The 21,829-nt window shown below is 60.4% G+C and carries 24 protein-coding genes; 12 read left to right on the top strand and 12 right to left on the bottom strand.

Annotated elements, in window-relative coordinates; genetic code table 11:
• Positions 1 to 333: 333 nt before the first annotated feature.
• Positions 334 to 1,539, top strand: coding sequence for a NupC/NupG family nucleoside CNT transporter (locus LG31_RS0102850; protein ID WP_033112999.1), 1,206 nt, complete (start codon positions 334 to 336; stop codon positions 1,537 to 1,539).
• 66 nt (positions 1,540 to 1,605) lie between these two features.
• Here the strand turns inward: LG31_RS0102850 and LG31_RS0102855 are convergent, their stop codons facing one another.
• The 4 genes from LG31_RS0102855 to LG31_RS0102870 all read right to left on the bottom strand — a co-directional run bounded on the left by LG31_RS0102855 (position 1,606) and on the right by LG31_RS0102870 (position 3,631).
• Entirely contained in the window at positions 1,606 to 2,106 is a 501-nt protein-coding gene (locus LG31_RS0102855; RefSeq protein WP_033113000.1) for a metal-dependent hydrolase, read from the bottom strand.
• A gap of 88 nt (positions 2,107 to 2,194) precedes the next feature.
• Complete coding sequence (locus LG31_RS0102860; protein ID WP_033113001.1) at positions 2,195 to 2,755, bottom strand: cytochrome b/b6 domain-containing protein; 561 nt, start codon at positions 2,753 to 2,755, stop codon at positions 2,195 to 2,197.
• 44 nt (positions 2,756 to 2,799) lie between these two features.
• Positions 2,800 to 3,069 carry a PepSY domain-containing protein gene (locus tag LG31_RS0102865; RefSeq protein ID WP_033113002.1) on the bottom strand — a complete coding sequence of 90 codons (270 nt, stop codon included), beginning with the start codon at positions 3,067 to 3,069 and terminating at the stop codon, positions 2,800 to 2,802.
• Positions 3,070 to 3,178: 109 nt separating this feature from the next.
• The gene (locus tag LG31_RS0102870; RefSeq protein WP_033113003.1) at positions 3,179 to 3,631 is read right to left on the bottom strand and encodes a YaiI/YqxD family protein; all 453 of its coding nucleotides are present in this window, start codon (positions 3,629 to 3,631) and stop codon (positions 3,179 to 3,181) included.
• 140 nt (positions 3,632 to 3,771) lie between these two features.
• Between LG31_RS0102870 and zntB the strand changes: the two genes are divergently transcribed.
• Together zntB and LG31_RS0102880 are read left to right on the top strand one after the other, a co-directional pair.
• Positions 3,772 to 4,737: a zinc transporter ZntB gene (zntB, locus tag LG31_RS0102875; RefSeq protein WP_161785963.1), complete on the top strand. Its 966-nt coding sequence runs from the start codon at positions 3,772 to 3,774 to the stop codon at positions 4,735 to 4,737.
• A 13-nt stretch (positions 4,738 to 4,750) separates the two neighbouring features.
• Positions 4,751 to 5,263, top strand: coding sequence for a mechanosensitive ion channel domain-containing protein (locus tag LG31_RS0102880; RefSeq protein WP_033113005.1), 513 nt, complete (start codon positions 4,751 to 4,753; stop codon positions 5,261 to 5,263).
• Between the two features lie 55 nt (positions 5,264 to 5,318).
• Here LG31_RS0102880 and LG31_RS0102885 read toward each other — a convergent pair whose 3' ends face one another.
• The 7 genes from LG31_RS0102885 to lpxL all read right to left on the bottom strand — a co-directional run bounded on the left by LG31_RS0102885 (position 5,319) and on the right by lpxL (position 13,494).
• A complete protein-coding gene (locus LG31_RS0102885) occupies positions 5,319 to 5,567 on the bottom strand; it encodes a hypothetical protein (protein WP_033113006.1) in 249 nt (82 codons plus the stop codon).
• A 66-nt stretch (positions 5,568 to 5,633) separates the two neighbouring features.
• Positions 5,634 to 6,206: a DNA-J related domain-containing protein gene (locus LG31_RS0102890; protein ID WP_033113007.1), complete on the bottom strand. Its 573-nt coding sequence runs from the start codon at positions 6,204 to 6,206 to the stop codon at positions 5,634 to 5,636.
• Positions 6,203 to 7,990, bottom strand: a complete 1,788-nt coding sequence (locus LG31_RS0102895) for a cation:proton antiporter (RefSeq protein WP_033113008.1) — start codon at positions 7,988 to 7,990, stop codon at positions 6,203 to 6,205. Before LG31_RS0102895 ends, LG31_RS0102890 begins: the two co-directional genes overlap by 4 nt.
• A 190-nt stretch (positions 7,991 to 8,180) precedes the next feature.
• A complete protein-coding gene (locus LG31_RS0102900) occupies positions 8,181 to 8,702 on the bottom strand; it encodes an MltR family transcriptional regulator (protein WP_005354914.1) in 522 nt (173 codons plus the stop codon).
• Positions 8,703 to 8,824: 122 nt separating this feature from the next.
• A complete protein-coding gene (locus LG31_RS0102905) occupies positions 8,825 to 9,970 on the bottom strand; it encodes a mannitol-1-phosphate 5-dehydrogenase (protein WP_033113009.1) in 1,146 nt (381 codons plus the stop codon).
• Between the two features lie 37 nt (positions 9,971 to 10,007).
• Positions 10,008 to 11,930, bottom strand: a complete 1,923-nt coding sequence (locus LG31_RS0102910; RefSeq protein ID WP_033113010.1) for a PTS mannitol transporter subunit IICBA — start codon at positions 11,928 to 11,930, stop codon at positions 10,008 to 10,010.
• Positions 11,931 to 12,570: 640 nt separating this feature from the next.
• Complete coding sequence (lpxL, locus tag LG31_RS0102915; RefSeq protein ID WP_033113011.1) at positions 12,571 to 13,494, bottom strand: LpxL/LpxP family Kdo(2)-lipid IV(A) lauroyl/palmitoleoyl acyltransferase; 924 nt, start codon at positions 13,492 to 13,494, stop codon at positions 12,571 to 12,573.
• 238 nt (positions 13,495 to 13,732) lie between these two features.
• Between lpxL and hldE the strand changes: the two genes are divergently transcribed.
• On the top strand, positions 13,733 to 15,160 hold the full coding sequence (hldE, locus tag LG31_RS0102920; RefSeq protein ID WP_033113012.1) for a bifunctional D-glycero-beta-D-manno-heptose-7-phosphate kinase/D-glycero-beta-D-manno-heptose 1-phosphate adenylyltransferase HldE: 1,428 nt from the start codon (positions 13,733 to 13,735) through the stop codon (positions 15,158 to 15,160).
• Between the two features lie 116 nt (positions 15,161 to 15,276).
• Here the strand turns inward: hldE and tolC are convergent, their stop codons facing one another.
• On the bottom strand, positions 15,277 to 16,605 hold the full coding sequence (gene tolC / locus LG31_RS0102925; protein WP_033113013.1) for an outer membrane channel protein TolC: 1,329 nt from the start codon (positions 16,603 to 16,605) through the stop codon (positions 15,277 to 15,279).
• Positions 16,606 to 16,910: 305 nt separating this feature from the next.
• On the opposite strand from tolC, the gene nudF reads away from it, so the two are divergent.
• The 8 genes from nudF to LG31_RS0102965 all read left to right on the top strand — a co-directional run bounded on the left by nudF (position 16,911) and on the right by LG31_RS0102965 (position 21,828).
• The gene (nudF, locus tag LG31_RS0102930) at positions 16,911 to 17,552 is read left to right on the top strand and encodes an ADP-ribose diphosphatase (protein ID WP_033113014.1); all 642 of its coding nucleotides are present in this window, start codon (positions 16,911 to 16,913) and stop codon (positions 17,550 to 17,552) included.
• A gap of 108 nt (positions 17,553 to 17,660) precedes the next feature.
• Positions 17,661 to 18,110, top strand: coding sequence for a DUF1249 domain-containing protein (locus LG31_RS0102935; RefSeq protein ID WP_033113015.1), 450 nt, complete (start codon positions 17,661 to 17,663; stop codon positions 18,108 to 18,110).
• 22 nt (positions 18,111 to 18,132) lie between these two features.
• Positions 18,133 to 18,951 (top strand): 3',5'-cyclic-AMP phosphodiesterase, encoded by an 819-nt coding sequence (gene cpdA / locus LG31_RS0102940; protein WP_033113016.1) that lies wholly within the window; start codon positions 18,133 to 18,135, stop codon positions 18,949 to 18,951.
• Between the two features lie 9 nt (positions 18,952 to 18,960).
• Positions 18,961 to 19,548 (top strand): YqiA/YcfP family alpha/beta fold hydrolase, encoded by a 588-nt coding sequence (locus LG31_RS0102945; protein ID WP_033113017.1) that lies wholly within the window; start codon positions 18,961 to 18,963, stop codon positions 19,546 to 19,548.
• A gap of 2 nt (positions 19,549 to 19,550) precedes the next feature.
• Positions 19,551 to 20,174 (top strand): NUDIX hydrolase, encoded by a 624-nt coding sequence (locus LG31_RS0102950; protein WP_033113018.1) that lies wholly within the window; start codon positions 19,551 to 19,553, stop codon positions 20,172 to 20,174.
• 37 nt (positions 20,175 to 20,211) lie between these two features.
• Positions 20,212 to 20,613, top strand: coding sequence for a GFA family protein (locus LG31_RS0102955; protein ID WP_033113019.1), 402 nt, complete (start codon positions 20,212 to 20,214; stop codon positions 20,611 to 20,613).
• 113 nt (positions 20,614 to 20,726) lie between these two features.
• Positions 20,727 to 20,969 carry a DUF1656 domain-containing protein gene (locus tag LG31_RS0102960; RefSeq protein ID WP_033113020.1) on the top strand — a complete coding sequence of 81 codons (243 nt, stop codon included), beginning with the start codon at positions 20,727 to 20,729 and terminating at the stop codon, positions 20,967 to 20,969.
• Positions 20,962 to 21,828 carry an efflux RND transporter periplasmic adaptor subunit gene (locus LG31_RS0102965; RefSeq protein ID WP_005343109.1) on the top strand — a complete coding sequence of 289 codons (867 nt, stop codon included), beginning with the start codon at positions 20,962 to 20,964 and terminating at the stop codon, positions 21,826 to 21,828. The genes LG31_RS0102960 and LG31_RS0102965 overlap by 8 nt, the downstream gene beginning before the upstream one ends.
• Position 21,829 lies beyond the last annotated feature (1 nt).

A 21,829-nucleotide genomic window follows, 5' to 3' on the forward strand; every position in this document is an offset into this window, starting at 1 on the left:
AACGTTTTTCGCTTGGGTTGATTAAATTATCGGGTGAAAAAACGACACAAATGGGGGTAGAGCAATTAACCGGCTGTTATGAAAATGATATGAAAATATCGGTCGCTATTGCCTCTTACACCAACTTATTTTCTATCATTATGTTTTATATGAAGTTTGTTGGTGGTGATGTTGCGTGATTAATATGGTTTTATTGCTTAATTAATTTAAAAACGTTTGTATTATCTAGCATGCATATTATTGAGCAGGATTGTGATGGCTATCTGATTTTTAAATATGCAAATGTCTATGATGGCGCCGTCAAAAAATACAATTTACTCAGGTGCTACTGGTATGGAATACGTTCACTTTGTGCTCGGGCTGGTGATGGTCCTTGCTCTCTCTCTGCTGGCTAACCGCCACAACTGGAAACAGATCAAGCTGCGTTATATCGGCCAACTGCTGGTGGCTGAAATAGCTTTGGCTTGGTTCATGCTGAACTCCGAAGTGGGTCTGGCGGTGGTGGGGGGCTTCGCGGCCGGCTTCACCAAGTTGATGGAGTTTGCCAAACAGGGTACCGATTTCGTGTTCGGCGGCTTGCTCAATGAAGGGGCCTTCTCCTTCTTCCTGATGGTGCTGATGCCTATCGTCTTCATCTCCGTGCTGATCGGTATTCTGCAGTACATCCGTCTGCTGCCGCTGGTGATCCGTGGCATCGGTACCGTGCTGGCCAAGATCAACGGCATGGGCAAGCTGGAGTCCTTCAACGCCGTCAGCTCGATGATCGTCGGTCAGTCCGAGAACTTCATCGCACTCAAGAACATCCTGCCGCATCTGAACGAGAAGCAGATGTACACCCTGGCTGCGACGGCGATGTCTACCGTTTCCATGTCCATCGTCGGCGCCTACATGCAGCTGATCGAGCCGCGCTACGTGGTCGCCGCGCTGGTGCTCAACATGTTCAGCACCTTCGTTGTGCTCTCTCTGATCAACCCCTACGAGCCGGATAACTCCGTGACCGACATCAAGGCCATTGCCGAGGGTGACGAGCACCACACTCCGAAGAAAGAGAACTTCTTCGAGATGCTGGGTGAGTACATCATGGCCGGTTTCTCTGTCGCCGTTATCGTGGCTGCCATGCTGGTCGGTTTCATCGCCCTGATCGCGCTGGTCAACTACCTGTTCGAGATGGCGTTTGGCGTCAACTTCCAGTTCGTCATGGGCTACCTCTTCTACCCGATCGCCTGGATCCTGGGTATCCCGAGTGGTGAAGCGCTGCAAGCCGGCTCCATCATGGCGACCAAGCTGGTAACCAACGAGTTCGTGGCCATGATGGATCTGGGCAAGGTTGCTGCCGAGCTCTCTCCGCGTACCGTCGGCATCCTCTCCATCTTCATGGTCTCCTTCGCCAACTTCAGCTCCATCGGCATCATCGCCGGTGCGGTAAAAGCGCTGAACGAAGAGAAGGGCAACATGGTCTCCCGCTTCGGTCTGAAGCTGGTATACGGTTCTACGCTGGTCAGCCTGCTCTCCGCAGTTATCGCAGGCATCATGCTCTGATCCTCTAGTGGCACTTGCCACTGTTTAGGCCCCTGACTTCGGTCAGGGGCCTTTTTTGTTTCTGGCTTACAGGTGCCAGCCACACCACCAGCCCGCGACCAGCAGGGTGAGGGTGCAAAAGCCGGTCTCGATGGTGCCACCGCTTTTGAGCGGCCAGCCCGGCAGGCGGTAGCGGCGCTTGATGGGCCAGAAGAGCGGAATGCCCGCCGGGGTGAGCCAGTCCCCCAGCAGATGACTGAGATAGCCGACGATCAGGGCATCCTTGACCCCGAGCGGCAGGGTATCGGGCGGCAGCTGCTGGTTGAGCCCCCAGATGGCGGCTGCGACCGCTAACAGACTGTGGGTGAAGCCGCGATGGCCAAAGAGGCGCGACAGGGGCTTGGAGATCCACGGCAGTTGCTGCCCCAGCAGCGATTTGGGGTGGTCGAGATCCGGCAGCAGGGCGCTGGCCAGCGCGATCGGGATGCTCTGCCACAGGCTGGCATCGGCTAGGGCCGGTGTCAGCTGCAGTTTGTGGGCAATCAGGGTACAGGTAACGGAGAAGAGCAGGTGCCCTTGGGCGGTCATGGTGGCTACAACATGGGAAAATGGCGGCGCATCTTACCAGTGTTGTAGCCCGTTGCAGCAAAAAAGCGGGGCTGGCGGGTCGACCCGCTCAATCGTTGCGCGGGTCTTCCACTCTGGCGTCGGCAGGCACCCGTTTTTTGCCCACTATCATGGCGCGCAGCAGGTCGCTGCGAGTGAGTCGGTCGGTCAGGATCACTACGGCGGCGTGGACGCCGACGGCTGCCAGCAAGGTGTTGGCGATGGTGCCGTGCAGCTCTTCCAGCCAATCTTCACCCCAGAAGGCATCCCAGGTGGTGAGCCAGCCGGTGGTTATGGTACTTACCAGTAGCAGGATCAGCAGCCAGATCATCAGGGCTCCCATCGGGTTGTGGCCCAGATAGTAGGGATGACGGCCTTTTTGCAGTTGCTGGAGGTAGCTTCGCACCTTGCCCGGGGTCGGCCACCACTGGCCGAAGCGGGCGTAGTAGGAGCCGGCAAAGCCCCATACCACTCTCACTAGCAGCAGGAGGGCCAGGGTATAACCGACGTAGCGGTGGGGCTTGCTCCCCTCTTCCAGCACGAAGAAGTTGAGCAGGCAGAGGGTGACGGTGGCCCAGTGAAACAGCCGGATGAGGGGATCCCACACTTTCACTTCAGATGAGGTTGTCATGGCAAGACTCCATGGAGGGGCCGCCAGCGCGGCCCGTCACTACGCTATTCGTCGATCTCTTCCTTCACTTTCTTCAAGTCGGTCGGATCAAAGTAGATTTCGACTTTGCGCTTCTCCTTGTCCCAGCCGTAGATCTCGTAGCAGTTGGTCTTGGTGACCTTGAACTTCTTGATGTCGTAGCCCATCGCCTTGATCTGCTGCTGGGCATCGGCCTCGCTCAGCCATTTGCTCTTGTCGGTCTGGGTACATTGGGGATCGGCCAGGGCTGCGCCGCTCAACAGGGGGATCAGTAACAACAGGGGGGTCAGTTTCATTGCTTGCTCCTTGCGGTTGATGTTGCAACAGCGACAAGGTTAGGCGGCAAGACTTAAGACAACGTTAAGAGGGGGACGATATTTTCCCCGGCTTGCACCGGGGCGCTGTTTATTCCAGCTTGCCCTTGACCAGCCACTTGTCGAGGGCATTGGCAAAACGCTGCTTGTCGGCGGCGTTGAAGGGGGCTGGGCCACCGGTCTGCACCCCGGCCGAACGCAGCTCTTCCATAAAGTTGCGCATGCCAAGGCGCGCCTTGATGGTTTCGCGGGTGTATATCTCGCCGCGGGGATTAAGCGCCTCGCCACCGGCATCGATCACCCAGGAGGCGAGGGGAATGTCGCCGGTGATCACCAGATCGCCGGGTTTGACCTGCTGGGCGATGACATGATCTGCCACATCGAATCCCTTCTCCACCTGCTGGGTTTTGATGAAAGGCGAGGGGGGCACCCGCAGTCCCTGATTGGCCACCAGGGTGGTGACCACCTGAGAGCGGTGGGCGGCGCGGTAGAGGATCTCCTTGACCGGAATGGGGCAGGCATCGGCATCAACCCAGATAGGCATGGCATGGTTTCCTGTAGTCAAACGGGCGACAAAATGGCAGCGCGCATGGTAGCACAATCCCCCTGAGGCTGGCTCGGGGCTGAGTCGGCCCCGCCTTTCGTGTAAGCTGGGGGCTGCATGTGACACGAGAAGGAGACGAGATGGATCGGGTGCCCAGTGATGTAATTTATGCCCTGACCCTGGATGGCAAGGGCGGCATGACGCCGCTGGCGGCGGGAAGCGAGATTCCGGATCAGCAGCCTGGCTGGCTGCATCTGGACTACGGCAATCCTGAGGCGGCACGCTGGCTGCTGCAGACGCCGCTACTCAACGAGGCTGCAAAAGAGTCGCTGCTCGGCCAGAGTAATCGACCCAAGCTGGTCCGGATGGGGGAGACAGTGCTGCTGATCCTGCGCGGCATCAACCGCAACAAGGACCACAGACCCGAAGAGATGGTGGCACTGCGCATCTACATCACCCCGGATCTCATCATCAGCAGCCGGCGCCGGCCGCTGCTCTCCGAACAGGATGTCTTCAACCAGCTCAAGCTGGGTGGCGGCGCAGATAGTCCGGCCGACTGGCTGGTGGAGATCTGCGATGCCCTGACCGATCGCGCCGGCGAATTTGTCGAGGAGCTGCACGACCAGATCCTCGAACTGGAAGAGATGGTGCTGATGCGCGACATGCCGGCCAATGGCCGACTGGCGCTGATCCGCAAGCAGCTCATCATGATCCGCCGCTACCTCTCGCCCCAGCGGGATCTGGTGGCGCGCTTGGCCAACGAGAAGATCAGCTGGCTGGACGAGGATGACCGCCGTCGTCTGCTCGACATCGCTGACCGCTTGCGGCGCTGGCTCGACGACCTCGATGCCGGGGTGGCGCGTACCGCCGTGCTGGCGGACGAGATCAACAACCTGATGGCAGAGGCGACCAACCGCCGTGCCTATCAGATGTCGGTGATGGCGCTGCTGTTTCTGCCCGCCAGCTTCCTGACCGGCCTGTTTGGCATCAACCTGGGGGGAATGCCGGGGGCCGAGAGCCCGACCGCCTTCTGGGTGTTCTGCGGATCCCTGGTGGTGATGGCGGTAGGGCTGGCGTTCTGGCTCAAACATCGACGCTGGTGGTAGGGAGGAGCGAATCATGTGGCAATCCATCGGTTTGACCCTGCTGCTGTTGCTGGGTCACACCCTGATCCGACGACTCATCCACAAGAGCCTGATGGCCCTTGGCCAGAGCCGGCAGGTAAGCGAGAACCGGGTCATTTACGTGGCCCACGTTTTCCACTTCCTGCTCGGCTGCGCCACCCTGCTGATACTGGCCGGGGTGTGGGGGCTCGACTTCTCGCGGCTGGTGGTGCTCGCCTCCTCCTTCTTCGCGGTATTGGGCGTGGCCATGGTGGCGCAGTGGTCGATCCTCTCCAACATCACCGCCAGCATCACCATCTTCTTCGCCTTTCCCTACAAGATTGGCGACCGGATCCGCATCCTCGACAAGGATGATTCGGTCACCGGCGTCATCACCGAGATTGGCCTCTTCTATGTGCGGGTGCGCGATGATAACGGTGATCTGGTCACCTATCCGGCCAACCTGATCCTGCAAAAGCCGGTCAGAAAGCTGGAGGGCAAGGTAGCGGAACCGCTGCAACCGGAATAGAAGCAACCTGAACTGAAAAAGGCTCCCTCGGGAGCCTTTTTCACGATGGAAGGGGTTAGCGTTCGAAGAAGCGATAGAGGTGCTCCACCTGCACCGGGCAGTCCGCAACCAGATGCACATGTTCCCGCGCCTGATCGACCGTGCCGAAGCTGACCGGGCAGCCGAGGGTATCGGTCAGTTCATACAGGGTGCCCTTTTTGTCGCGAAATTCGATGAGCCAGCCGGGAATGGCAACGTCGTGGAGGATTTCGGCTTCTTGCAGGATATGTTGCTGATAGAGCTTACGGAGTTCACTGACAGTCATGATGCTCTCCTGTGAGGGGATATCCGTTTCCAGTCTATGCCTGTCACCCTGCGGGCGGCAACCGGATCATCCGCGCAGGCACTCCCAGCCCCAGCGGATACGAATAAAGGTCTCGGCATCGCCACCCCGATCCGGGTGATGCGCAAGGGCAAGCTCTCGCCAGCGGCGGCGGATGGCCTCCGGCGTGGCATCCATCGCCAGCCCGAACAGGGCCAGCGCCTCCTCTCGTTGACCTGCTCCATCGCAGGCGTGCCAGAAGCTTGCAAGCAGCGCCTCCACCTCCTCCCGGCCGGTCTGCCAGAACACCTGCCAGTCGAGGTAGTAACTACGCAGATTTTCGCTGAGGGCAAAGGCGTGGCTGGCATCCGGGGTCTCGGCCAGCGGTTCGAGCCGGATATCCAGCGTGCTTATCACCAGCCACCAACCCTCTTCATAAAGCTCGGCCTGCAGCTGGTAGAGGGCGTTCATGATCAGGAAGTTGAGTCGAAACAGCTGGATCTGCTCATCGTCGGCCAGTACCGGAATTGCCCCCTGCTGGCGCAGTGCCGCCATCAGCTCGTGCACCTTGTAGCTGCCATCGGCCCGTTGCAGCAGCGCGAGCAGCGGGGCGATCAGCGGGTTGTGGTTGGCTTCGTTCATTCGGCGCCCTGCTCTCTGGGTGGTTGCAGGGCGATCAGCAGCTCACCCGCCTGCGGGGTGACGGGGCCGGTGACGATCTGGGGTTTGCTCTTGCCATCCATGATGAACAGCGGGATGGCGCCGGGATTGGCAGTCTGATACTGGGCCCAGTCGAACGCCTCGCTCAGGCGGGTCGCCTTGATCTGGCCCCCCCGGCTCAGCAGGCCGCTCAGCCTGGCATAGTTGATGTCGGGGCCAAACAGGTTCTGGCGGGCGCGGAAGGTGGCGCTCTCCCGGTTGGCCTTGCCGTGCTGCTCGCTGGATCGCAGGGAGTAGACCTGCTCCTCGCCGTAGAGGTGGGCAAAGTGCAATACCCCGAGGGCGTTGTTGTGGCGATTGGGGGAGAGCGCCAGCACGGTACTGATGCTGGTGAGCGGCAGGTGCAGCTCGGCATGTTCCGACTGGGGGTTGCCGAAGTAGCAGGGCAGGTTGCTCATCCGAGCCTGTTTGCAGAACTCCCAGGCGGGATCGCAGAGTTGCACCGGCACCCCCTGATCCGCCAGCGCCTTGCCGATGGCCCGTGCCACCGAGTTGGCACCGATGATGAGCCAGGTGTTGGGGGCGCTCTGGCGCATCTTGAGCAGGCTGGCCAGCGGAGCCGAGGTAAGGCTCTGCAACACCACGGTGGAGATGATCACCGCAAATACCAGCGGCACCAGCTTGTCGGCATCGGGGATCTCTGCCTGATGCAGGCTGATGGCAAACGAGGCGCTGACTGCCGCCGCGACTATGCCCCGCGGGGCGATCCAGCTCAGCAGGGCGCGAGCTCGCCAGGAGAGATCCGAGCCCCAGGTCGAGACCAGAATGCAGAGCGGGCGCGCCACGAACTGCACCACGCAGAGCAGTGCCAGCACCATGGGGCCGAGTTGCCAGAGCTGGGCCAGATCGAGGCGGGCCGCCAGCAGGATAAACAGACTGGAGATAAGGATGACCGCGAGATCTTCCTTGAACGCCAGCACCTCCTCCAGATCCAGCCCCTCCTGATTGGCGAGCCAGATGCCGAACACGGTCACCGCCAGCAGGCCCGATTCGTGGCTCAGCCAGTTGGAGAGGCTGAAGGTGACCAGCACCAGCGCCAGCACCCCGAATTTGTGCAGGCTGACCGGTAGCCAGTCCTTGCGAATGAGCAGGGTGGTTAGCCAGCCTGCCACCACCCCGATCAGGGAACCGACCAGCACTGTCTTGCCCAGCGCCAGCAGGGTATGGCTGATGAGATCCCCTTGACTGCCGAGGCGCACCGCCTCGAACACCAGCACCGCAAACAGGGCGCCGATGGGGTCGATGACGATTCCCTCCCAGCGCAGGATGCGGTCCACCTCCCGGGTGGGGCGGATCACGTTGAGCATGGGGGCGATCACCGTTGGACCCGTTACCACCAGTACCGCGCCGAGCATGGTGGCGACCCGCCAGTCCAGCCCCAGCAGGAAGTAACCGGCGCTGCCGATGACGGCGAAACTGACCAGCATGCCGGTGGAGCAGAGATTGCGTACCACCTTGCCGATCCCCTTGAGCTCGGCCAGATGGAGGGTCAGCGCCCCCTCGAACAGGATGATGGCTACCGACAGGGAGACCAGTGGAAACAGCAGATCCCCGAGCAGGACATCGGGGTCGAGCAGGCCGCTGATCGGCCCCAGAGTCAGGCCGGTGAGCAGCAGAAACAGGATGGCGGGCACCCGCAGCGACCAGGCAAGCCATTGGGCCAGCACGGAGACCAGGGCGATCCCGGCCAGAGAGAGGGCAATCATGCAGACCTCGATTCAGGCAGTGAGTATGGAGCTAGTGTAGTGGCTAAGTTGGTCAGATTGACACCCGAAGGAACGTCCATCGGGGCCAGGATGGGGAGATGTGCGACAGTCGGCGTCATGGTGGCTGGCGGTGGTGTGAAGGACGCCAGCCAGACGCCAACCGTGGTGATGGTGTGGCCTCGGGGCCTGATTAGATGGGGCTCTCCTTGTGGAGCTCGCCGACACAGTCGGCCAGCGCCAGTACCAGTGCGGAGCGCACCATCTGATCGAGCCGGTTGAGCTGCATCTGGTAGAAGGCCCAATCCTCTTCGCTGGCGGGGGGCTCCAGCTTCATCATGCCGCCCTGATTGACCCCGTGCAGGCGGTCGAGCAGATCGCGGATCGGCTTGTCGCTGAAGCGGTAATCCTTGGGGTCGCGTACCAGAAAGTCGCGGATCTTCAGATAGGCTTCCAGATCCTGATAGCGCTCGAGGGAGATGAGGCCGAGGGCGAAGATGAGCTTGAGGCGCACCTCCAGCTGGCCGAGGGGGCCGCTCTGGTTGAGCAGGGGTTCGATGGCGTATTTGACGGCATACTCCTCCTGACGGAACGCGCGTCGCATCAGGGAGTCGACCGCTTCTTCCAGGATGGTCACGGCTTCGAGAAAGAAGCCGCGGGGGCCATCCTGCTCGTTCAGTCGTTCCAGTACTTCATCTTCCTGGTGTGTGGTCATAGGTGCATTGGGTCCAGCTGACAGGGAGAGAGTCAGCCTCTCTCCCGGTTTTTATCATATGGGGCGCATTTCCTTGCGATTCAATCAATTGGAGCATCCGGTCATGCGCCGCCAGCAGGGTATTACAAGGTCTCGTAACGAGCCACTATGGTGCGGACGATTTCGCTCTCTGCATCCAGTCCGGTGACGCGGGCCAACGCTTTGGCCGGGCCAAGCTCCGCCAGCAGCTGTTGCAGCTCCACTGCCTGCGGATCATCGGCATTGCGATAGTGGAGCGCCGCGGCGATCCCCTCCTGCAACTGCTCGTTGGGCAGGCCGTACTCCAGGGTGCCGAGCAGCGGCTTCACCAGTCGATCCCCCGCCGCCAGCTTGCGCAGTGGCTGACGGCCGACCCGGTCAATCTCGTCCACCAGATAGGGGTTGGCGAAGCGGGCCAGGATCTTCTCGATATAGGCGGCGTGCAGGCGCGGGTCGAAGCCATAGCGTTTTACCAGCACGGCACCGCTCTCCTCCATGGCGCGGCGTACCTTGCTGCGGATCACCGGATCCTCGATTGCCTCGCGCACGGTGCGATAGCCCCTCAGCTTGCCGAGATAGGCGGTGACGATATGGCCGGTGTTGAGGGTGAACAGCTTGCGTTCGACGAAGGCCATCAGGTTGTCGGTGGGCTCCATGCCCGCCACCTGTGGCAGCTCCCCCTTGAACTGGGTCTGGTCGACGATCCACTCGCTGAAGCTCTCGACCGTCACTTCCAGCGGGTCATCGTTGGCAGCCGCGGCGGGCGGCACGATGCGATCCACCGCCGAGTCGACGAAGCCGATGCAGGATTCGAGCGTGGCATGATACGCGACCGGCAGGTACTTGAGTACCTCCTGCTTGAGGTGGCTGGTGCCGCGCACCATGTTTTCGCAGGCGATGACGTTGAGCGGTGTCAGGTTGCCGGCATCGAAGCGGGCCTGCAGCCCCTTGGCCAGGGTGCTGGCAATCTTGTCCAGAATGTTGGGGCCGACAGCGGTGGTGACCAGATCGGCGGTGATGATACGGGCGATCACCTCGTGACCGGCGGAGCTCACCGCCGCCACGTTGCGTACCACGTCCAGTTTCTGATCCGCTCCCACCACATGGACCTTGTACTCCTGACGGTGGTTGAGTTGGTCGATCAGGGTGTCGTTGACGTCGGCGAAGGTGACCTGATGGCTGGCATCCGCCAGTACTTTACCGATAAAGCCGCGACCGATGTTACCAGCACCAAAATGCAATGTTTTCATGATATTAACCTCTTGAACCAAAGACGATGAAAGATGATTACGCAGCCTGTTCGGCACCCAGCAGATCCAGGAAGGCCTGGGGATCCGTGGTGCTGGCCAGCCGGTCGATGAGACCGGGTTCATCCAGTGCATTGGTCAGGCGGGTTATTACCTGCATGTGTTCGTCGTTGCGAGCGGCGATACCGATCACCAGCCGCGCCACCTCATCGGCGGCTTCGCCAAAGGCGACCCCGGCCGGGTACTGGCAGATGACGATGCCGGTACGTTTCACAAACTCTTTGGCGGCGATGGTGCCGTGGGGCACGGCGATGGATTCGCCGAGGTAGGTGGAGACCAGCTGTTCACGCTCCAGCATGGCGTTGACGTAGTCGGGAGCTACGTAGCCGCGTTCCGCCAGCAGTCGGCCTGCGGTCAGGATGGCGGCCTCCTTGTTGTCCGCTTTCAGTCCCAGATGCACGTCATGACGGCTCAGGGTGAACACTTCGGCCGCTTGCGGTTCGTAGCTGTCGTCGTTGGCGGCCACCAGCAGCTGCGGGTTGGCGACATCGTCGTTGGCGGCTTGAGTCAGACTCTGTACCAGCTCCTGATAGAGGCCGTTGTCGAGGAAGTTGGTTAGTGAAATATGGTGGGCATGCGGCGCATGGCGACGGGCCCGCTCGGTCAAATCCTTGTGGGTGATAACCCAGTCCACCTGATCGTCGAGCTGATCGATGGCGCGGTTGGTGACGCTGATATCGAGGCCAGCGGCCTGTACCCGCTTGCGCAGCATGCCGGCGCCCATGGCGCTGGAACCCATGCCCGCATCGCAGGCGACCACGATATTGCGCACTGCCATCAGTTCACCGCCCGGCTTCTTGGCCGCTGCGGTTTCGGGCTTGCCGCCCTTCATGGCTTTCATCTTGCGGGTGGCTTCACCGAGGGCATCGGCCTCGTCAGCTTCCGGCTGCTGGGCGCGGACGAACACGGCGGCGACCAGGAAGGAGACCAGAGTCGCGCTGATGATGGAGAGGGCGACCCCGATCAGGGAGGCTTTCGGTGTCATCAGCAGCACGGCGAAAATGGAACCCGGTGAGGCAGGGGAGACCAGACCGGCATTGAACAGGGTCAGGGTAAAGACCCCGGTCATGCCGCCGGCGATCACCGCCAGAATGAGGCGCGGGTTCATCAGCACGTACGGGAAGTAGATCTCGTGGATGCCGCCGAAGAAGTGAATGATGGAGGCACCTGCAGCGGACTGCTTGGCGGCGCCACGACCGAACACCATGTAGGCCAGCAGTACGCCCATGCCCGGGCCCGGGTTTGCTTCAATCAGGAAGAAGATAGAGCTGCCGTGCTCGGTCGCCTGCTGGATCCCCAGCGGCGAGAAGATGCCGTGGTTGATAGCGTTGTTGAGGAACAGGATCTTGGCCGGTTCGACAAAGATGGAGGTGAGCGGCAGCATGTGGTTATCCACCAGGAATCCGACGCCACCAGCCAGTACGCCGGAGAGGACCTTGACGAAGGGGCCGATCACGAAGAAGGCGAGGATCGCCAGCAGCATGCCGATAAGACCGGCGGAGAAGTTGTTGACCAGCATCTCGAAGCCGCTCTTGACGCGACCTTCCATCGCTTTGTCGAAACGCTTGATGGCCCAGCCACCGAGCGGGCCGACCATCATGGCACCCATGAACATCGGGATGTCGGTCCCCACGATGACGCCCATGGTGGTGATGGCACCGACCACGCCGCCACGATCACCGCCCATCAGCTTGCCGCCGGTGTAGCCAATCAGCAGCGGCAGCAAGTAGGTGATCATGGGGCCGACCAGCTTGGCCAAGGTTTCATTGGGCAGCCAGCCGGTGGGGATAAAGAGGGCGGTAATAAAGCCCCAGGCGATAAAGGCGCCTATGTTGGGCATGACCATATTGGACAGGAAGCGTCCAAAATTCTGTATCTTGACTTTGGTATCCGGTGATAACATGTCGGGACCCCGTTTTAAGCCTGTTTGATTAAAAGTGGTAGTTCGGGATGGCCGGTTTTGCCGAACCTCCATCCCTGTCGTCTAAGCAACTTCAATCTACCAGCTTGCGATCAAATTAGGCTGAAAACGGGGTGTCTTGTGATCTACCTCTCAGATACCCCGCCATACACCCGCCACAACCAGTGACCCCGATCACATTCACATGCTGTAATTCGGCTACATTTCGATCTTCTCTGTTTTTAATGACCATTTTATGTGACGCATATCACTCAAGTTGTTTTGTGCTGCTTCTTGGTAATGGTGATTTGCGTCACAAATCTTGTTTTTGTATTCGAATGGGGCAAATCACTCAATAACTCATCAGCAGGTAGTGACGATGGATCTATCGAAATCTCTCTCTACTCACCAATGAATCAATAGATTTGTAACCCGCTTTCAGTTTTTGCAGGCAGTGATGAGGGCTCTTTTGTGGCTGGTTGATGGAGATGGTCGGCAGATTGCAGGAGGTAGTGCAGGAGGTTATGGTGCGGTTGACGCTGAGGGATCTTGCTTGCCGCACAGGGCAGGCAGCAGATAAAAACAAACCGCCAGCAGGCGGTTTGTCGGTTTTGGCGATCAGGCCCCTGTCGGGCGCTGCCGCTTAGTAGAAGCTGGCATCCTCGGGGGAGGGGCGGGTCTTGAAGCGGCGATGGAGCCACATGTACTGCTCCGGCGCCTTGCGCACGGCGGCTTCAATCTCGCGGTTGGCGCGGGCGGCATCGACCATGTCATCCCCGCTGGGGTAGTCGGCGAGCGGCGCCCCGATATGCAGGGTGTAACCCTCGCTGGTGCGGATGTTGTAGCAGGGCAGGGTGACGGTGTTCTTCACCCGCGCCAGAGTGGCGGTGCCGGTGATGGTCGCCGCCTGCTCTACGGCGAAGTAGGGCACGAACACACTGGCGTGGGAGCCGTAGTCGTGATCCGGCGCGTACCAGAGGGCGTCACCGTTGCGCAGCGCCTTGATCATCCCCTTCACGTCCATCCGGTCCACCAGATATTTGTTGGAGGCGCAGCGACCGTGATACTGGGCATACTCCAGCACCGGGTTGGTGTTGGGGCGATAGACGCCGACCCCTGGCCGTACCAGACCGAAACAGCGGGCGTTGAGTTCAAGCGTCAGGAAGTGGCAGGAGAGCAGCAGCATGCCCTGTCCCTTTTCCATCGCAGCGATGACATGCTCTTCCCCTTCCACCTTCATCAGGTTGCGCATCCGCCAGTCCGGCCAGAACCATGCGATACCCACCTCGAACACGGCGCAGCCCACGCTCTCGAAGTTTTGCCTGAGCAACTTCTCGCGCTCGGCCAGTGTCAGCTCCGGCATCGCCAGCTCCAGATTGCGGCGGGCAATCTTCACTCGTGATTTGAGCACTTTGGCGGCGAGATGACCGAGCTGGCGACCCAGCCACATCTGGCTGCGCCACGGCAGCAGAGTCAGCAGCCAGAGCAGGCCGAGGCCAAACCAGCTGGCCCAGTAACGGGGATGAAACAGGCGGGGCTCGAGGCGGGGAGCGTTGTCATGGGCCATGGAGAATCTCTTTGCTTGCGAAAACAATCGGGGGATTCTAGCCGAAAAGGGGGGGCGGGGGCGAATGGCTATCTGCTGGTCAGAGGGGCTGCTTGTGTCTTGTCCGTGTGGCACGAAGGGTAACTATGGGTTTCCTTCCGCGTTCTTAATGGAAACCACAGGTTTGCTTTTTCTCCCTCAAATAAAAGAGTGTGATAAAATCGGCGACTGATTTTTCAGGTTTTGAGAGTCGATACAGATGAAGATCACCCTGCCCGAGTTTGAAAAAGCCCGCGTTCTGGTCGTAGGCGATGTCATGTTGGACCGTTACTGGCATGGCCCCACCGGCCGGATCTCGCCCGAGGCACCGGTGCCCGTGGTCAAGGTTGAACACATTGAGGAGCGTCCGGGCGGTGCCGCCAACGTGGCGCTCAACTCCGCCGCGCTGGGCGCCCACGCTGTGCTGCTGGGGCTGACCGGTCAGGATGAGGCCGCCGATGCCCTGGCTGGCCAGATGGCTGGCGTCAAGGTCGCCTGTGACTTCGTTCGTCTGGCCGACTACCCGACCATCACCAAGCTGCGCGTGCTGTCGCGCAACCAGCAGCTGCTGCGTCTGGACTTTGAAGAGGCCTTCCACGATGTGGACTCCACCCTGCTGATGGGCAAGGTCGAGCAGGCGCTGCCGCACAGCGACGTGATGATCCTCTCCGACTACGGCAAGGGCGCCCTCAACGACGTACCCGGCATGATCCAGCGCGCTCGCGCTGCCGGCATCCCGGTGCTGGTCGATCCCAAGGGAACCGACTTCGAGAAGTACCGCGGCGCCACCCTGCTGACCCCCAACATGTCCGAGTTCGAGGCCGTGGTGGGCAAGGTGAAGAGTGAAGAAGAGCTGGTTGCCAAGGGGCTGGATCTGGTCAAGCGCTTCGAGCTGGATGCCCTGCTGGTCACCCGTTCCGAGAACGGCATGACCCTGATCCGCGAAGGCCAGCCGGAGCTGCACCTGCCGGCTCAGGCCCACGAGGTTTATGATGTGACCGGTGCCGGTGATACCGTGATTTCCACTCTGGCTACCTCGCTGGCCGCTGGCAAGAGCCTGGATGAAGCCTGTGCGCTGGCCAACACCGCCGCCGGTATCGTGGTCGGCAAACTGGGTACCTCTACCGTGAGCCCGGTCGAGCTGGCCAACGCACTCTACTCCGAGCAGGAGACCGGCTTTGGCGTGATGTCCGAAGCTCAGCTGAAAGTGGCTGTCAGCGCCGCCCGTCTGCGCGGCGAGAAAGTGGTGATGACCAACGGCTGCTTCGACATCCTGCACGCCGGTCATGTTTCCTATCTGGCCAACGCCGGAAAGTTGGGGGATCGTCTGATCGTGGCGGTCAATACCGACGAGTCGGTGCGCCGTCTGAAAGGGCCGGGTCGTCCAGTCAACCCGACCGAGCGTCGCATGGCCGTACTGGCCGCGCTGGGTGCCGTGGACTGGGTTGTGCCCTTCTCCGAGGATACCCCGCAGCGCCTGATTGCCGAGATCCTGCCGGATCTGCTGGTCAAAGGCGGCGACTACAAGCCGGAAGATATCGCCGGTTACACCGAAGTGACCGCCAACGGTGGCGAGGTGCGCGTCCTCAACTTCGAGGATGGCTGCTCCACCACCGACATCATCAAGACTATCCGCGAGCGCGGCTAACGCTCTGCTGGTCCCGTAATCTGGCGGGGCTGACTATCGGCAGGATCAAGCCGACAGAAATACGGATAACAAAAAGGCGACCACAAGGTCGCCTTTTTCATTCCCGATATCGGCTATCAGGCTTTGGTCTTGGCTTTTGCGGTGGCAGGCATCAGACCCTGGTTTACTTCCACCAGATCCTGCGCTTCCAGCACACCGGCAGCCTGTTTCAGGCTCAGGATGTTGAGGATGTAGTTGTAACGGGCCTCGGAGAGCTTCTGCTTCGCTTCGTAGAGCTTGCGGGTGGAGTCAAGTACGTCGACGATGGTGCGGGTTCCCACCTCGTAACCGGCCTCGGTCGCCTTAAGGGCGCTGTCGGCGGAGACTACGGACTGGCTGTAGGCGCGTACCGAGCCGATGCTGGCGTTCACGTTGTTATAGGAGGAGCGCACAGTGCTCTGTACCGAGCGGAAGTTCTTCTCCAGCAGCTCGCTGGCTGCCACGTAGTTGAACTGGGCCTGCTTCACTTGGGAAGTGGTGGCGCCGCCGCTGTAGAGAGGCAACTTGAAGGTCAGACCGATATTGGCCTGATTGTCATTGCCACCGCTCTGAATGCTATCCAGCTTGTAATCGGTATTGCTGGTTTGCAGGCCGGCACCCAGATCCAGAGTCGGTTCGTGGCCGGTCTTGGCCAGATCGATCTGCTCTTTGGCGATGTCCTTGGCGATGCGGGCATTGTGCAGTTGCAGGTTCTTGTCCAGCGCCAGCTCCAGCCACTTGTCAGAACCGAAAGCGGTCTTCTGCGGGCTGAAGCGCTCGGTATTGAGGATGTCCAGATTGCGGTGATCAACGCCGGTCAGCTCGCGCAGGGCTTCGTAGCTGTTGTCCAGTGTGTTCTCGGCATTGATTTCGTCAGCCAGCGCCTGGTCGCGGGAGGCCTCGGCTTCATGGACGTCGGTGATGGCGGTCAGACCCACCTCAAAACGCTGCTGGGTTTGTTCCAGCTGACGCTCCACGGCAACCTTGTTGGCACGGACGAACTCCAGAGTATCCATCGCCTTGAGCACGTTGAAATAGGCGGTGGCGCTGCGCACCATCAGGTTCTGCACTTCGAGGTTGTAGGCAACATCGGACTGGGTAGCGCCCTTCTCGGTCAGATCCAGATTGACCCAGTTGCTGCGACGATAGAGGGATTGAGACAACGTCACCTCACCCTTGGCGTTGGTATTGCTCTGGGTATCATTCTTGTTCTGCAGGTAGTTCAGACCGGCACCCAGGTTGAGCTGTGGCAAGAGCGCAGCGCGAGATTCGTTGATCTTCTCGAAGGCCTGGTCGCGAACCGCTTTGGATTGCAGCAACTGTGGATCTTTGATCTGGGCTTGCTGGTAGATATCGAGCAGGTTTTCGGCGTGGGCACCGGCACTGACGCCCAGCAACACCATGACGGACAAAAGTGTTCTTTTCATAGATCGTTTTAACCTTATGTAGTAACCCAAAACGGTTGCTGGAGAGGGCAAATATTGTCATCAACCAAGCTTGATTGCAGCTTAATCACTCTACTATAAGCAAAATTTAATGCTAAGAGTCTTCGGTCCGGTAACGGGAACGTCAAGAACCAGCGGCAGTTTTCTCCCCGCGTGCCTAGCCAAATGGTCTGTGGCTGCTAAAATCCACCCCTCATTACCATGGCACGCCGAGTGAATGAATGTTCATTCATGTTCCTCGGATTTTATGGTCAAACTGGTTCAAGTCAAGCCGACGGGAGTCCCGGATGTCGCAGCAACCCTTGCCGCAAGATCGGCACTATGCCGCTGATGATGTGAAAATCATTGAAAAATCAGCTGGATATAACGGCTTTTTCAAGGTGAACGTCTATCGCCTGCAGCACAGGTTATTTGCAGGTGGCTGGAATCAGCCCATCGTCCGCGAGCTGTTCGAGCGGGGCCATGCCGCCGCGTTGCTTCCCTACGATCCGGTGCGCGACCAGATAGTGCTGGTGGAGCAGTTTCGTATCGGTGCCATGGAGACCTGTTCCACCCCCTGGCTGCTGGAGCTGGTGGCCGGCATCATAGACCCAGGCGAGATTGCTGAAGAGGTGGTGCGCCGCGAAGCGGTGGAAGAGGCCGGGATCGAGGTTGCCCGCTGCGAACATGCCATCAGCTATCTGGTGAGCCCGGGCGGCAGCACCGAGCGGATCGAGGTTTATGTGGGTGAGGTGGATGCCTGCAAGGCGAGTGGTCTGCACGGTCTGGCTGATGAAGGCGAGGATATCCGGGTGCACGTGGTGAGCCGCGAGCAGGCCTATGCCTGGCTCAAAGAGGGGCGCATCGACAACGCCGCCTCGGTCATCGCCCTGCAGTGGCTGGCCCTCAACCATGGCGAGCTGCGAGCCCGCTGGCTGGCGGATCGCTGAGGTGGCGCTGACCCTGCAACAGAGTAGGCGCTATGTGCCTGACCTGATGTCCTTGCAGCGTACCTGCGAGGTGAACTACTCACGGGTGTTGATTGATGGAGCTTTGCGATGCCGTTAGTTCAATCCCGGACCAAACGTTATGTGCCGGATTTGATGTCTTTGCAGAGAACTTGCGAGGTCAACTATATGGCGCTGATGAAGCTGCTGCCTCCGGAGGGGGAGGTGGGAGCCGAGCGCCGCTATCGGGTCGGCAATGACCTGCAGTTCCAGCTCACCATTTGTGGTGAGAGCCGCTTCACAACTCAGGTTCTTTTGAGTCAGCACAACCCCGAATTGCCCGAATATTTACAGGTTCAAATAGAGATTCGTTTGTATCATGATGTGCGGATGGCGGAAGTGTGTGCAGCGCAACAGATTTCCCGTTTGCAACCACGTTATGATTATCCCAATAAAAAGATGCACCAGCGGGATGAAAAGGAGCAGGTAAATCTGTTTCTGGCCGAGTGGCTAAAATTTTGTCTCAGACATGGTACCAGCCCGATCAATATCTCCAGTTGAACAAATATAAAGAAGCGTGATTTTGGAAACAGAGCTCCCCCAGGCGCAGGACGGCAGTGTGCGCCTGTTGCAAATTACTGATACCCATCTTTTTGCCAGTGCCGAGGGTCGGCTGCTGGCTGTGCGCACCGCCGAGAGTCTGGCTGCGGTGCTGGAGCGGGTGCAGGCCAACGACCATCCCTACGAGGTGATTCTGGCGACCGGCGACCTGTCGCAGGATCACAGCCCGGAGTCCTATCAGCGCTTCGCCTCCATGATGGCGCCTCTTGGTCGCCCCATTTACTGGCTGCCCGGCAACCACGATGACAGTCCCCTGATGACCGAGCAGCTCCATGCCGCCGGGATCAGCGAATCCAAGCAGCTGGTCGGTGACCACTGGCAGGTGATCCTGCTCGACACCCAGGTGCGTGGCAAACCCCACGGCATGATTGGCGATCACCAGCTGGAGGCGCTCGACCGCGCCCTGCGTCAGTATCCGGATCGCCACGCCCTCATCGCCCTGCACCATCAGGCGGTGCCGGTGGGCTGTGCCTGGCTGGATCAGCACAATCTCAAGAATGCCGACGATCTGTTTGCCGTGCTGGCCCGTCATCCGCAGCAGAAGACCATTTTGTTTGGCCACGTCCATCAGGAGTTTGACGAGGTGCACCGCGGCGTGCGGCTGATCGCCAGCCCATCCACCTGCATCCAGTTCAAACCGCTCTCTGATGGCTTCGCGCTGGACGAGTCCGGCCCGGGCTGGCGCTATCTCACCCTCTACCCTGATGGTCGTATCGCCAGCCAGGTGTGGCGTCTGCCGGTGGGGCAGTTTGTGCCCGACCCCAATGCCACCGGTTATTGAGGAGTCGCTATGAAGCCCGTTCTCCTCTACCTGCACGGTTTCAACTCCTCACCAGGCTCCGCCAAGGCGCAGCAGATGGCTGCCTGGGTGGCAGAACACAGACCCGATATCGAGGTGGTGATCCCGGCCCAGCCCAATACGCCAGCGGCGGCTTGGGCGGCCATCGAGCAGACCATCGCCAATCTGCAGAGCCGCTATGGCAGTGAATTCAAGCTCGGCGCCGTGGGTAGCTCCCTCGGCGGCTTTATGGCGACCCGGGTCAGCGAACGCTACGGCTGCCGCGCTGCACTGATCAATCCGGCGGTGCGCCCCCACGAGCTGCTCTGCGACTACCTCGGCCCTCAGACCAACCCCTACACAGACGAGCAGTATCAGCTGCTGCCTGAACATATGGACGAGCTGCGGGCGCTGGCGGTACCTGTGACAGCCCCCGATCGGCTCTGGGTGCTGCAGCAGCAGGAGGACGAGGTGCTCGACTACCGCAAGGCGTTGGACGAGTACCGCTTCGCCCGTCTCTCGCTGGAGTGCGGCGGCAACCACGCCTTCGTGGCGTTCGAGCGCTACCCCGCCCAGATTATCCGTTTCCTCGGGCTTTAATCATGCAACCGCCGTTGGCCGCCTTTCTGGAACAGGCACTGGCCACGGCGCAAGCGGGCCTCACCTACTCCAACGATCCCTTCGATATCGGCCGTTTCGAGGCGCTGCGAGCGGCCACAGTGGCCCTTATCGCCAGCCAGAGCGAGCTGGCGCCGGAAGCCATCAGCGACTGGATTGCCCTCGATAACGGTTATCCCACCCCCAAGCTCGATGTGCGGGCCTTCATTCAAAACGATGCGGGTCATATCCTGCTGGTTCAGGAGCGCAGCGATGGTTGCTGGACTCTGCCCGGTGGCTGGTGCGATATCGGCGACTCGCCGGCGGATGCCGTGGTGCGTGAAGTAGTGGAGGAAACCGGCCTTGCGTGTCGGCCGGTGCAGCTGCTGGCCCTGTTCGACAAGCTAAAACACCCTCATCCGCCCCAGCTGCCTCACGCCCACAAGGCCTTCTTCCTGTGCGAGGTGACCGGCGGTCAGCTGCTGGGCGAAACCGATGAAACCAAAGGGGCGGGTTATTTCTCCATCGACAATTTGCCCCCGCTCTCCCGCCATCGGGTCGTGGCCTCCCAGTTGCGCACCCTCCATGAGCACTTGCAGCTGGGGCGGCGCGATACCCTATTTGATTGATTCGCTCGGAGCGTGAACCCGTCTGCAAGGAGGCAGGATGATCAAGCGTATCGGCAATACCCCGATTCAAGAGCGGCACAAGGCCAGCTGTCACTGCGGCGCCGTGGTGCTGGAGCTGACCCTGCCGGATGGCGTGGTGGATCCGCGCCGCTGTGACTGCTCGCTTTGCCGACGCCGGGGGGCCATCGTCGCCTCGGTGCCGCTGTCCGGCATTCGCATTCTGCAAGGGGAGGCGGTGCTGCGCTGCTACCAGTTCAATACCCGCACCGCCAAACACTACTTCTGCAGTATCTGCGGCATCTATACCCACCATCAGCGCCGCTCCAACCCGGCCGAGTATGGCTACAACCTCGCCTGTCTCGAAGGGGTCAACCCGTTCGAGCTGGGGGAGGTGCCGACGCGCGATGGTGTGCATCACCCAGCGGATCGACAGGCTTGAACAAAAGGGGCTCATATGTTCCTGTTGCGCCCTGCGGGGCAGTGTTAATCTTTAGCGGCCTGTTCACTTTGCCTCGCCCGGGGCAGGGGATGGCCTGACTCTTCTGAACTTCACTGCCAACAGGGAGCACGTTTGTGACAACTCCTTCTGCGCTGCCGGATCTGGTACTGGGCGCCTCTCTCTACTTTCCGCCGCTGTTCAAGGCTGTGCTGCTCGGCCTGCTCTGCTGGCTGCCGGTGCACCATCTGCTGCGTGACTGGCTCTATGGCGGGGATGTCTGGCACCCTTTGTTGATGGATCTCTCCCTCTTTATCCTCGCCGTCAGCGGCGCTCTATGGATGCTGTTACATGGCTAAATCACCTCTCGCGACCCTCAAATACTTCTCCACCCTGCTGGTCTGCGCGCTGGCGCTGGCGGCGGGCTGGTGGCTGTGGAACTACTACATGCAGGGGCCCTGGACGCGGGATGGCAAGGTGCGCGCCGAACTGGTCAGCATTACCCCCGAGGTGTCGGGCAAGATCATCAAGATAGCGGTGAAGGACAACCAGCTGGTGAAGGCGGGGGAGGAGATCTTTACGCTCGACCCCGAGCCCTACCGGATCGCCCTAGATAATGCCCGGGCGGCGCTGGCCAAGGCGAAATCGGATCTCGACAAGGCGGAGCATGAGGCGAACCGCCGCAGCGGCCTGTCGCGCAGCGTCATCTCCGCCGAGACGATGGATGAGGCGCGTCTCAATGCCCAGGCGATGCAGGCGGCCTATCAGGTGGCACAGGCCAATCTGGAGAAGGCGGAGTGGTCGCTGGCCAAGACCCGGGTGCATGCGGCGAGCGATGGCTACATCACCAACCTGCAGACCCGGGTCGGCAACTATGCCAGCGCCGGCGTGCCGCTGGTGGCGCTGGTGGATACTCACTCCTTCTATGTGCAGGGGTACTTTGAAGAGACCAAGCTTGGCCACATAGCGCCGGGCAAACCGGCCGAGGTGGTCCTCTACAGCGGTGAGCAGCGGTTGCGCGGCGAGGTGGAGAGCATAGGGCGCGCCATCCACGATCAGAGCGTTGATGGCGGCAACGGCTTGCTGATCGACGTCAAACCCAACGTGCCCTGGGTGCGGCTGGCCCAGCGGGTGCCGGTACGGATCAAACTGCTGGATGTACCGGCGGACGTGACGCTGATCGCCGGTACCACCTGCACCATCACCATTGGCGAGTAGG

It is taken from the genome of Aeromonas lacus (assembly GCF_000764665.1).
GTDB classification, from domain to species: Bacteria; Pseudomonadota; Gammaproteobacteria; order Enterobacterales; family Aeromonadaceae; genus Aeromonas; species Aeromonas lacus.